This window comes from Candidatus Nitrospira allomarina (assembly GCF_032050975.1).
Lineage (GTDB): Bacteria > Nitrospirota > Nitrospiria > Nitrospirales > UBA8639 > Nitrospira_E > Nitrospira_E allomarina.
Map to the genome: position 1 here is coordinate 2,048,382 of NZ_CP116967.1, position 12,266 is coordinate 2,060,647.

The following is a 12,266-nucleotide window of genomic DNA, read 5'->3' on the forward strand; positions in this document are numbered from 1 at the left end:
TGATTGTGAATGGACGGAAGGATTGGAGGTGGGTTTCTCTTCATGTTTTCTTTTGTTCATTCAAGTAGATCCTTCCGGATGCAACAGGAGGAATAGGTGTTCAGGACACATATGAAAAAGGTCGTAGGCTAATCAATGGGTACTTTTGTGGATTTTGTGGGCGTGGCAAAACAGGCTGTCCGTCATCATGGAGGATTCACCATGGTATTTCGACGTCTGTGGCAGGTGTTAGCCTTTGAAGGATTTCCCGGGCTGAAGAAAAAAATAAGGCAATTGCTGGCTAATCGAAAGGCCTTTGCGTCCAGTGGCGAGTCAGATGAAATGACCCAATTAGAGACAGCCCCCATTATTGAAAAATATTCCGGTTCCCCGAGGGCTGTCCTTGCCCCTGGTGCCCTTCTACTGGGCCATCCCTATGAAGTGCTTGGTATGGGGGAGCATGTCCGATTGTCTGCCGCGGCATGTTCAGCGGCGGAAGTCCCCTTCGGTATTCGAAATGTTCAGGGAGAGTATGGCATCCATTTGGCCGACATCCACCAGGATTTCCCTTTCATGGATAAGATTTCCAGAACTGGAGCCTATCGGGCCAATGTATTTCACATCAATGCGGATGAGATGGGAAATGCTCAAATTCACCTGGGCAAGGACCTTTTTGTGGATCGGTATAATATTGGGTATTGGGCATGGGAGCTAAGCCATTTTCCCGAGGCGTGGTGTCCGTCGCTTCAACTGGTGGACGAAGTTTGGGCTCCTTCTCGATTTATTGAACAGGCCATTGCCGATAAAACCGCTTCCCCGGTCATCAGGATGCCCCTGGCCGTGGAATTTCCAGAGCCCCACGGCGTGCGCAGGGAAGCCTTTGGATTACCAGAGGATCGATTTTTGTTTCTCTTTTTCTTCGATTTTACCTCCTATGTCCATCGAAAAAACCCGCATGCGGTCATTCGGGCTTTTTTGCAGGCGTTTCCCGATCTTTCGGATACGCGAGTCGGATTGGTTATTAAGATGAATGGCATGGGCTTGCGTCCGAAGGAATACCAGGCGTTTCTTGAATCCATTGATAATGAGGATCCTCGAATCATCCTGATGGATAAGGTATTGACTGACCGGGAAACCAAGTCTTTGGTCAAGCTGTGCGATTGTTTTTTGTCCCTGCACCGGTCCGAAGGCTTTGGCCGTGGGCTGGCGGAAGCTATGTATCTCGGGAAGCCGGTGATTGCGACCGGATATTCGGGAAATCTTGATTTTACCAACGCCCACAATTCGTGCCTGGTCGATTATCGACTTATTCCAGTCGGGGACCAGGAGTATCCGTTCGCAAAGGGGCAGAAGTGGGCGGACCCGGACATTGAGCATGCGGTGTGGTTTATGAAGCGAGTCGTCAATGAGCCGCATTATGCGCAAACAATTGGGCAACATGCGGCGGACTTTATCAAAACCCACCATAGTCCCTTGGCAGTGGGAACCAAATATCGAGCTCGGCTTGCCGCCTTGAAGATCGTGTAACGAGTCCCAAAGGAGTATAGATCATTTTTTATCTTGTGTTGTCCGTTCGATAAACTCCCCCTCAATGGAGGCTTCTCCCCCACAAGAAGCGAGGAAAATTACAGACCATAGAGTTGAGAGTGACATGGCCATAGTCCGGGTATAATCAATGGGAACTTTCCTTAAATTTGTTGGTATGACGAAACAGACTGTTCGTTCCCATGGCGGGGTCACGATAGTTTTGCGGAGTATGTGGCAGATCCTGGTTTTCGAAGGATTCCGCGGTCTGAAGCGACGACTCATATCTGTGATGGAAAGTTGGATAGCATCCCTCGATTTACATCGTGTGGGGCAAGGAGTCCAATCTAAAAGGGCAATTGTTGGGGAAAGGACGTCGCCTTGGCATGCGGCCATTGGGATAAGGCCCTCAATAGAGGCAATCGAGCCGGGAAACGGCCTTGGGTCCATTAGAACAGTGGTGTCGCCTGGCGTTTTATTAATCGGGCATCCCTATGGGGTGCTTGGTATAGGTGAGAATATACGATTGTCTGCGGCAGCATGTGCGGCGGCACAAGTCCCATTTGGTATTCGAAGTGTTTATGGAGAGCATGGGGTTCACGTTGCCGAGGTCCATAAGGATTTCCCTTTCATGGATAAGATTTCCAGAGCTGGAGCCTATCGGACTAATGTATTTCATCTGAATGCAGATGAGATGGAGAATGCTCGAAAGCTCCTGGGCAAGCATCTCTTTGCGGATCGGTATAATATTGGATATTGGTCGTGGGAGTTAAGCCATTTTCCCGAGGCGTGGCATCCATCGCTTCAACTGGTGGACGAAGTTTGGGCTCCTTCTCGATTTATTGAACAGGCCATTGCCGATAAAACCGCTTCCCCGGTCATCAGGATGCCCCTGGCCGTGGAATTTCCAGAGCCGCACGGGATGACCAGGGAAGCCTTTGGATTGCCAGAGGATCGATTTTTGTTTCTCTTTTTCTTCGATTTTACCTCCTATGTCCATCGAAAAAACCCGCATGCGGTCATTCGGGCTTTTTTGCAGGCGTTTCCCGATCTTTCGGATACGCGAGTCGGAGTGGTTATTAAGATGAATGGCATGGGCTTGCGTCCGAAGGAATACCAGGCGTTTCTTGAATCCATTGATGGTGAGGATTCTCGAATCATCCTGATGGATAAGGTATTGACTGACCGGGAAACCAAGTCCCTGGTCAAGCTGTGCGATTGCTTTTTGTCCCTGCACCGGTCCGAAGGCTTTGGCCGGGGGCTGGCGGAAGCTATGTATCTCGGGAAGCCGGTGATTGCGACCGGATATTCGGGAAATCTTGATTTTACCAACGCCCACAATTCGTGCCTGGTCGATTATCGGCTTATTCCGGTCAGAGAGGATGAATATCCATTTGGAAAGGGGCAGAAGTGGGCGGACCCGGACATTGAGCATGCGGTGTGGTTTATGAAGCGAGTCGTCAATGAGCCGCATTATGCGCAGACAATTGGGCAACATGCGGCGGACTTTATCAAAACCCACCATAGCTCACAGGCGGTGGGTACAAAATATCGAAGGCGACTTGTGACTTTAAACCTGCTTGACGAACTGTGAAGGAGAAGACCCTTCCTCTTCATAGGGTGAATGGTGAAAGGCTGTGCCTCATTGGTGTTGTGCAATAACTGTGAATGATGTGTGACCCAGGGATGATACAGTAATGAAGCCTGATCTGAGAGAAGTGGAAATGGTCTTTGATTTGTTTGTCCCTCCCGTGGGAGGGGGGGGAGGCTACCCCGTTCGGAAGTCCCGGAATGTTCGCGATGGCTATGCCAGAGGATGGGGATTGCAATGCGGCCAATTGCGCGAGTCGGTTCGGAAGGATGCGTTATATCAGGAGGCATACAGACTGGCTTCTGGCCGGACTGTAGTTTCTGAAGATAACCGGATGAATATTTTCCTGATCCTGAAATATTTTCTTCCCTACATTCCCTTTGGCCACATTGTCGAATTTGGATCGTATAAAGGGGGGAACGCGCTGTTTATGGCCTATGTGGTCGATCAACTGTATCCTGGCAGAAAAGTCTTTGCGCTGGATACTTTTGCAGGAATGCCGGCAACCGAATCGGCTATTGATGCCCACGGAGCAGGAGACTTCCAAGACGTCGATTTGCAGGAGTTGCGAGAATTTGCTAATCGGGAGGGTGTCAGAAATGTTGAATTTATCAAAGGGTTGTTCCAGGAAACCGGCCCCTCTGCTATCGACAAGATTGGAAGCATTGTCTTGGCCCATATCGACTGTGATATTTATTCGGCCGTGGCCTATTCGTATGATCTCGTGAAGCCCTTTATGGTTCCAGGTGGGTATGTGGTGTTTGATGATGCGGCCACCTCAAGCTGTTTAGGAGCGACCGAAGCGGTAGAAGAATTGGTGATTCGTCGGGACGGGTTGCATAGTGAGCAAATTTTCCCGCAGTTTGTCTTCCGGTCTCATGGAGTTTGATCCCTGTCCCTTCCATTATAAGTCAACGAGATTATGAAAGAATGTAGCAAGTCAATTGCTCGGCGATTATCCGAGCCAAACTTCATTAACCGGTTTTTCGTCGGGAAGGGTCTGGATATCGGTGGCCATCCCGATCCCTTGGGATTATATCAGGAATTGTTTTGTCGGATGGAGGATGTGCGAACATGGGACCAGATTGATGGCAATGCGCAGTTTCTTGAGGGTGTGTCGGATGAGACATTCGACTTTGTGCATAGCAGTCATTGCCTGGAGCATCTGCATGATCCCGTCGTAGGACTCCGAAATTGGTTTAGGGTGTTGCGGCCAGGCGGCCATCTCGTTATTACCGTCCCGGATGAAGATTTATATGAACAAGGCCAGTTTCCAAGCACATTTAATGCCGATCATAAATGGACGTTTACCATTTTCAAGATGCATTCCTGGAGTCAACAGTCTCTGAATATTCTGGATTTGGTTCGTGACCTTGGTGCTGCTGCCGAGCCGGTCAAAATTGAACAACTTATTTCGACGTATCGGTTTAATCTTCCAAGATACGACCAGACTTTGAGTTCGGTTGGGGAATGCGGGATCGAGATTGTGATTCGCAAGCGTCCCATTGCGGAAGTGGAAGCAGGGGGGCGATGGTGTCGGTCCTCAGATCAACCTCGAGAGGAACTGCGGATTCACCTGAACCAGTACCGGGACGATCTGCGAACGCTCAAACATTTTAATCGGGAAAAACCACCGTTTCACAATGACCAACCGCTTTGATATGTGGAGGATTCGATGATCATCCGCGCGCGGGCGCCTCTTCGGCTTGGCCTGGCGGGCGGTGGGACAGATGTGTCGCCCTATTGTGATTTGTATGGCGGTTGTGTGCTCAATGCCACGATTGATCGATATGCCTATGCGGTCCTGGAGGTGTTGACAGGCAATAAGGTGCAGTTTTGTTCTGCTGATCGACAGCATTTTAGTGAGTATCAGTTGGGCGAATCCATTCCACGCAATGGATGTGTCGATTTACAGCGAGCCGTCTATCTGTACATGGTCAAGCAGTTTAATGAAGGACGGCCGTTGCCTGTGAAAGTTACTACCTACTGCGATGCTCCTGTAGGGTCTGGGCTAGGATCCTCCTCAACTCTGGTCGTGGCGATGATTAAAGCCTTTGCGGAATTGCTGAACGTCCCGCTTGACGATTACGCGTTGGCTCATTTGGCGTTTAGGCTTGAGCGGGTTGATTGTGGTCTGCAAGGTGGGAGACAGGATCAATATGCCGCGACATTTGGGGGGTTTAATTTTATTGAGTTTTATGCAGACAATCGGGTGATCGTTAATCCCTTGCGTATCAAAAACTGGATCATCTGTGAGCTGGAGGCCTCATTAGTGCTTTTTTTTACTGGTGTGTCCAGATCTTCCGCAAAGATCATCAGTGATCAGAGTACTAATGTTGAGGCTGGCACTGACTTGGCGCTATCTGCCATGCATGCCATGAAGCGTGAGGCCTGTACGATGAAGGAAAGTCTGTTGAAAGGCGATTTCACCGGACTCGTTGAGTCCATGCGTGAGGGATGGGTCAGCAAGAAGCGTTCAGCCAAGAGTGTGTCCAACGCACATATTGATGAAATCTATGAATCCGCTGTCAAGGCCGGAGCCTTGGCCGGGAAGGTATCCGGTGCTGGCGGAGGAGGATTTATGATGTTTTTTGTCCCACCGGAAAAACGCATGGAAGTAATTTTTGCGTTAAAAAAATTCTCCGGACAAGTCAGTAACTGTCATTTTACCAAATATGGTATGCAAGGTTGGAAGATAGATTGAATTGAATGGTGTGGAGAACGGCAGATCGGGGTTGAACTCTTTCAATGGTTGTTTGAAAAAACCGAATGTGTTGGTGAGATAAATTGATGATGTACTTAGTCCGAACATCGACAGGCAGGGATGGCGAGTGTTTGGGTTGATGCATATTCAACTGAATTATTCCGTGAGATGCTGAGTCGCTGATTTGTCTGCAACGGGGTTATCCTCCTCTGGCATGTATTTGATTTATGTGTAAGGACAGGAGTGATTTATTTGAATCAAGTGGGAATCAGAAAGGCCATTGTTCTGGCTGGGGGACGCGGCGAAAGACTTCAATCTGTCCTCCCCGATCTTCCTAAACCCATGGCGCCTGTTAAAGGCCGGCCATTTTTGGAGTATATTCTCGATAAACTTGTCGATGCTGGGCTGACCGAAGTCATTATATCGGTTGGGTATAAGGCGGAAGTTATTAAAGCGCATTTTGGGCAGGCTTACCGCTCACTTCAAATCAAATATTCAAGTGAAAGCTATCCTTTGGGAACAGGAGGAGCGATGGCTTTGGCGCTAAAAGGCGATGAGTCTTCTCCAGCTTTGGTCCTTAATGCCGACACGCTTGTTGACATCGATTATCCTGCCCTGATGGCCTGGTATGCCCAGACCCCAACTCGGGTCGCGATAGTCCTTCGGCATGTTCCGGATGTGAGTCGGTATGGTGCTGTCATGCTCCTGGGAGAACGGGTCGTAGAGTTTCAGGAAAAGGGTCAGGAGGGCCCAGGCTTAGTAAATGCCGGGGTGTACATTGTTGAATCTCAAATCTTTTCCCAATATGGAAGTGGAGATCACTTTTCCTTTGAGACGGATATCCTCCAACCGTATTGTCGAGAGTTGCAGCCTCGCGCATTCATCACGACAGGATATTTTATTGATATCGGCACGCCAAGCGACTATGAACGCGCTCAGAGGGAAGTGATTTTTACTCGTGCGAACTGAATGGCATTGGCTCGGCAATAGATCTGTAATAATGGAGAGTGGTATGGGGATTTGAGAAAGAGTTTTTATGTGGAATGATACCGTGGGGATGATGCCTGCGCCAAAGCCACCCGACGTGCGTCGGGTTTCAATTGATTGGAATATTTTTTTGCGATTCTATCTGCCTGCATCATAATGAAATTACCTTTTAAAAACGAACTTACTTTTTAAAATCCTGGTATGGTCGGATTCCGTTTTCATCAGGGTTATGCTTATTGGTTTGGAATGGGGAATGTGTGTCCGGATATGGCTACGGCTCTCATTGCTGTTGATCCGACGATCAGGGAAAATGGGTGTTTGTTAATTCTCGAGGGGTCTCATAAGATGGGCAGGATTGACCCTGTGTTTCATGATGAGGTGCCTGACAGGGGTGTTTGTCAGAACCGCCTGGCTGTTTTTGAAAAGCGCTTACCAGATGTATGCGTGGATTGAATCGCGGAAAATGTCGTGATGGTTCTTTGTAATACCCTGCATGGTTCCAAGGATAAGGTGTCTCCCCATTCCAGAATCGCTTTAATTGGTTGGTATATTTCACATCAAATAAACCGTATAAGTCGGCAGGAGCGCAATCTCTTCTATCAGGTACAATAACGGGTTGTAAAAAAATAACAGAACAGGATTCTAGTAACCTTTCTGATTTTGATTTACAATTTTCCTGATTTCAATTCAGATTTTGTTTTGTTTGGAGGATAAGTGACCTGTTACTGTTTGACGATAATTTTTCGACCAATAAGGATCGAACCTGAAATGACCAGGGTGTTGGAAAGACCAGAGAGGGAATAGCAAAATGAAACATTTAAGGAGTTTTCTCGCAATTAGTATCATTCTAATAGTGTTCGGATTTGAAAGTTCGGCACAGGCTTACCTTGATCCCGGTACCGGGAGTATGGTGTTGCAGCTCTTGTTGGGCGGCATCGCCGGCGCCGTGGTGATTCTCAAATTGTACTGGAGACGATTTGTCGGATTATTTCGTGGAAATGCTCGAGAAGAATCCGAACATTCCTCTTCCGAAGATCAGAAGTAATGAATGGTGTCCAACCCCTTCCAGGATCCTTCCGTGATCCCAGCGGGAGCGTATATCAGTTTGAGGGGCGCATCCTTAGGACGGTGAATGAATGTTTTTCTGAAGATTTCGATTTTGTCACTTCAACCGGATTATTTAAATCGCTTGCGACCGAAGGTCTGCTGCTTCCGTTTGAGGTCATGTCTTCAGACGTTCTGGGGCTCTCAGATCCAAAGCCTCGGTATGTTTTGGAAACGCCCAGGCTCCCCTTTATCTCATATCCGTATGAATGGTCATTTCCGGCACTGAAGGCCGCCGCACTCCTGCATTTACGAATTCATTTGCAATCATTGGAAGTCGGTGTCACACTTTCCGATGCCTCGGCTTACAATATTCAATTTCAGGGAAATCACCCCGTTTTTATTGATCATCTTTCCTTTAGGCGCTATCAATCTGGTGAAATGTGGGTTGGTCATCGTCAATTTTGCGAACAATTCCTGAACCCTCTGTTACTTCGTGCGTTTTTTGGCATATCTCATAACGCCTGGTATCGGGGAACCCAGGAAGGAATTGGAACTGGGGAGATCCGGAGATTACTGAAGTGGCGACACTACTTGAAGTGGAATGTCTTGACTCATGTGGTTTTGCAAGATCTTTTCCAAAAAACCTCGACGCAAAACACCAAAAGCCTTCAGGATGATACGTTAGCCGGGGCTTCGTTTCCTCTTTCTTCTTTCAAAGGTATGCTGAAAAAAATGTTTGACTGGATTAGCCAGTTGAACCCTCTCAATAAAGGAGAAAGCACGTGGGGTGCCTATGATAGAACCTGTAGTTATTCCTCAATGGAAATCAAATCCAAAAAAGCAATTCATTCTTGAATTTGCCCAAACGGTCCAGCCCACACTGTTATGGGATTTTGGATGCAATACCGGTGAATATTCAGAAACGGCGTTGAATGGCGGGGCCAGAAACGTCGTAGGGTTTGACTTTGATCAAGGTGCGTTGGATGGTAGTTACCATCGAGCAATCGAGAGGGGTCTCTTCTTTCAGGCTCTGTTTATGGATGCCGCTAATCCGAGTCCAAATCAAGGGTGGAATGGTCACGAGCGGGAAAGTCTTCAGTCCCGGGCTTCAGCGGATGCCATCCTCGCCTTGGCTCTGGTTCATCACTTAGCTATTGCCAGGAATATTCCGTTGGGTCAGGTTGTCAATTGGCTGATCACACTTGCCCCACAGGGGGTCATCGAATTTGTTCCGAAAAATGATCCTATGGTGCAAGAATTGTTAAGTCTACGCCAGGATATTTTCCCTGATTACACCGCCGACCATTTCATGGCCATTTTGGAAAAAAAGGCAGTGATCATTAAGAATGAAATTGTCTCAAAAAGCGGACGAGTGTTGGTGTGGTTTAAGCGAATATAATTCAGGGCTTTTTACCCTGGTTGAATGTACGTGAGCAATTAAACCATCATGAAAAATCTGAGATGTCGCTGCAAAAGGCCTTGAATATTTCCGCACGCTTTCCTCAAAGACACTTTTCATCCTCACCATAAACATTTGAATTTGCGCTAATCTCTGTCATCAGGGACCGAAATGACCACTTCGTCAGATGAGCTAAATATAACTGGTATTCGTATGGTCCTTGTTGAATTTTTGCACCTGTTTGCTCTCGTTGGTTTTGCCGTTGCTCAGCCGCTCTATGATCTTCTTGGGCAGAATCCGGAGTTTTTTGTTTCTTATAAGGCCGGTCCAGAGCTTATCATCGGTATGGTTTTCGTACTTTCGTTGGGGATGGCATCAGGCCTCGTGCTGCTTGAACTTGCCGCCTTGTCGGTTGGCAGGCGAGTGTGGAATAGCCTGCATTTAGTCTTTGTCTTTGGCCTTGCGTTCCTCACAGTCCTACCTCCGGTGCAGCGATTGGAGGATGGATCTGATTTCTTGATTGTCGGATTTGCATTACTGATTGGTTTTCTCTTTTCGGTCCTTTATGTTCGCTGGCAGGCGGTCCGGCTGTTTCTCACGGTGCTTTCACCCGTCGTGGTGGCATTTCCACTGTGGTTTTTGTTGTTTACTCCCGTCGGTCGTCTTGTCATGCCGGAAGCCATTAAAGCACAGGCGGACATTGAGATTAACAATCCTGTCCCGGTTGTGCTCATTGTGCTGGATGAATTCAACATCACCGCGTTATTGGATGCCGAAGGTCGGATCGATCCGGTGCGTTTTCCTAACTTTGCCGCTCTCGCCGCACAAAGCTATTGGTTTCCTAATGCGGTGGCGACGTATGTAGAAACCGCAGCTGCCGTGTCTGGAATTTTGACAGGGCGGCAACCAAGAGCTGGTGTTCGACTCAACCCGACGGCAACAGATCATCCTCAAAATTTGTTCACACTGTTGGGGGACCGATATGCTCTTAATGTGGTGGAGTCCTTGACAAGTCTTTGTCCCCATACACTATGCAAGGAAGAAGATGGTGATGCGGGTTCGTCCATTCGTTACAAGTCCTTTTTTGCAGATCTGGCAGTGATATATTTACATATTATTGCCCCGCCACAAATAGGAAAACAATTACCACCGCTCCATGCTCAATGGACCGGTTTCGGCGAGGAATTGTTGAAAAATGGGATTCTTGGGCAGAATGAGAGTGATATCCATCTCGATCTTGTCACGGGGGGAAAAAAATCAAGAGAGTCGCAAATCACTTCTTTCCTTTCTCAAATCAAACAAACTTCAAGCCCTGTCCTTCATTTTCTCCACGTCATCCTGCCTCATACGAAGTATGAATATTTGGCGTCTGGTCAGCAATATTTAAACAAGGAACGATTCATTCCTGTCGGGTGGATCGATGGCCCGGGTTGGGGGGGGAGGTGGATTGGAAAAGAATCCTTGATTCTCACGGCGTACCACCAATACCTCCAGCAAATTGGATATGTTGATCAGTTCCTCGGGAAATTGCGAAGCTCACTTGAAAGGGCAGAGCTTTTCGATAAGGCGCTCATTATTGTTACCGCAGATCATGGTGTTTCCTTTCAGCGTGGATTATCCATGCGTGAGGTACAAAAAGGAAATGAGAGCGACATTCTAAAAGTTCCCATGTTCGTCAAGCTTCCTGGGCAACGTGAGGGAACCATTCGTGAGCGGCTTGTCAGCGGAATTGATGTGTTGCCAACCATCGCCGATTTACTTGACTTTAAGATTCCCAGGGAAATAGATGGGTATTCCATGTTGGACAATGAAATCCCACCGCGGGACGAGATAGATTTTCTTGGAGTAGGAAAAATTAAATCCCAGGATTTGAACGGATTTCCTCGTCTCAAGTGGCAGGTCGATCATTTTGGAGAGCACACGGCACTCGACCGACTTGTGCCAAAAGGACCGGCTTCAAAGTTGATTGGACAAGAACTTGGCGATTTGGATATTAGTCACTCAACTTCCCTAAAATATATAAATGAAAGTCCTCATCAATTCGGTCAGGGGAATCTTGAAAAAAGAGTAATCCCTGCCCTTTTTAGCGGACAAATTATTGGCACGAGTAGACGAAACATTCCGATTGCTATTTCCCTTAATGAACGAATATGGGCTACTACCCAGGCATCCTTATGGGCTGGAAAGCGGAATTATTTTTCTGTTTTATTTCCCCCTTCTGCTTTCCGGTCAGGCGAGAACCAAGTGAGGGTTTTTCTGATTGGAGATCATGATACACAATTAACTCCCATACCCTTGGCAAGCCAGGGGACTTTGAGCGATGAGCAGACAATTATCCGTTTGAAACATGAAGTTTCCGGGCAATCAAAACTAGTGTTTTCCGGTGAGCGGGAAATCTTCATCGATGTGGGTGAAAAACATCTCACTGGGAATCTGGATCGTGTTCTTCTTTCCGGGGAGTCAATTGTTGTGGAGGGATGGGCTGCTGATCTTGAAAAGAATCAACCGGCTGAAGAAGTTTTCATTTTCACAAACGGAAAATTAACGGCTAGCACAGAAGTTGGAATCTCCAGACAAGATGTCGTGGAGGCTCATCAACAGAAGGCATTGTTCCACAGTGGTTTCCGGATTAAAATCCCGATAGACGTTCTCAAGCCTTATCCAAGTGATATAAAATTAATTGTTGCCTCATTAAGCAACCGAGCATGGGAATTTTCCTTTTCTCCAAAGCAAATGGATTTCATCCGCTCTACGCTGGAGCAAGAGGATTTTAGTCAATGACCAGGGCAATAGTGGCACATCCAGTCATTAGCCATAACAAAGCCAAGTTATAGCTAAACCGGTACTCCATAAACACATTTTATTACGTGAGGAACAGTCCCGCTTTTGATTGAGTGCGATGCTGGGCGCCTGACTAGTCGAGCCCCTTTCGGATTGTCAGAGAAGGGTCTTCACGCTGGAATGGGTGGGGCATGTTTTGTTAATTCGTCTGGTCTATATTTTATGGAAGATACATTTGGTTTGGTCCGTCTAGT

At 47.6% G+C, this 12,266-nt stretch carries 11 protein-coding genes; all 11 read left to right on the top strand.

Annotated features, from left to right (window positions below; translation table 11 throughout):
• Positions 1–135: 135 nt before the first annotated feature.
• The 11 genes from PP769_RS09035 (at position 136) to PP769_RS09080 (ending at position 12,012) form a co-directional block, all read left to right on the top strand.
• The gene (locus PP769_RS09035; RefSeq protein ID WP_312646766.1) at positions 136–1,506 is read left to right on the top strand and encodes a glycosyltransferase; all 1,371 of its coding nucleotides are present in this window, start codon (positions 136–138) and stop codon (positions 1,504–1,506) included.
• Between the two features lie 175 nt (positions 1,507–1,681).
• Positions 1,682–3,097, top strand: coding sequence for a glycosyltransferase (locus tag PP769_RS09040; protein ID WP_312646768.1), 1,416 nt, complete (start codon positions 1,682–1,684; stop codon positions 3,095–3,097).
• A gap of 103 nt (positions 3,098–3,200) precedes the next feature.
• On the top strand, positions 3,201–3,983 hold the full coding sequence (locus PP769_RS09045) for a TylF/MycF/NovP-related O-methyltransferase (protein ID WP_312646769.1): 783 nt from the start codon (positions 3,201–3,203) through the stop codon (positions 3,981–3,983).
• Between the two features lie 33 nt (positions 3,984–4,016).
• Positions 4,017–4,754, top strand: coding sequence for a methyltransferase domain-containing protein (locus PP769_RS09050; RefSeq protein ID WP_312646770.1), 738 nt, complete (start codon positions 4,017–4,019; stop codon positions 4,752–4,754).
• Between the two features lie 15 nt (positions 4,755–4,769).
• Positions 4,770–5,798 (top strand): GHMP family kinase ATP-binding protein, encoded by a 1,029-nt coding sequence (locus PP769_RS09055; protein ID WP_312646772.1) that lies wholly within the window; start codon positions 4,770–4,772, stop codon positions 5,796–5,798.
• 261 nt (positions 5,799–6,059) lie between these two features.
• Complete coding sequence (locus tag PP769_RS09060; RefSeq protein WP_312647045.1) at positions 6,060–6,767, top strand: nucleotidyltransferase family protein; 708 nt, start codon at positions 6,060–6,062, stop codon at positions 6,765–6,767.
• A gap of 219 nt (positions 6,768–6,986) precedes the next feature.
• A complete protein-coding gene (locus PP769_RS19750) occupies positions 6,987–7,238 on the top strand; it encodes a phytanoyl-CoA dioxygenase family protein (protein ID WP_376753406.1) in 252 nt (83 codons plus the stop codon).
• Positions 7,239–7,593: 355 nt separating this feature from the next.
• Positions 7,594–7,830 (top strand): hypothetical protein, encoded by a 237-nt coding sequence (locus tag PP769_RS09065; RefSeq protein WP_312646774.1) that lies wholly within the window; start codon positions 7,594–7,596, stop codon positions 7,828–7,830.
• Positions 7,830–8,687, top strand: coding sequence for a hypothetical protein (locus PP769_RS09070; RefSeq protein WP_312646775.1), 858 nt, complete (start codon positions 7,830–7,832; stop codon positions 8,685–8,687). Before PP769_RS09065 ends, PP769_RS09070 begins: the two co-directional genes overlap by 1 nt.
• On the top strand, positions 8,626–9,231 hold the full coding sequence (locus tag PP769_RS09075) for a class I SAM-dependent methyltransferase (protein WP_312646776.1): 606 nt from the start codon (positions 8,626–8,628) through the stop codon (positions 9,229–9,231). Before PP769_RS09070 ends, PP769_RS09075 begins: the two co-directional genes overlap by 62 nt.
• Before the next feature lie 171 nt (positions 9,232–9,402).
• The gene (locus tag PP769_RS09080) at positions 9,403–12,012 is read left to right on the top strand and encodes a sulfatase-like hydrolase/transferase (protein ID WP_312646777.1); all 2,610 of its coding nucleotides are present in this window, start codon (positions 9,403–9,405) and stop codon (positions 12,010–12,012) included.
• Positions 12,013–12,266 lie beyond the last annotated feature (254 nt).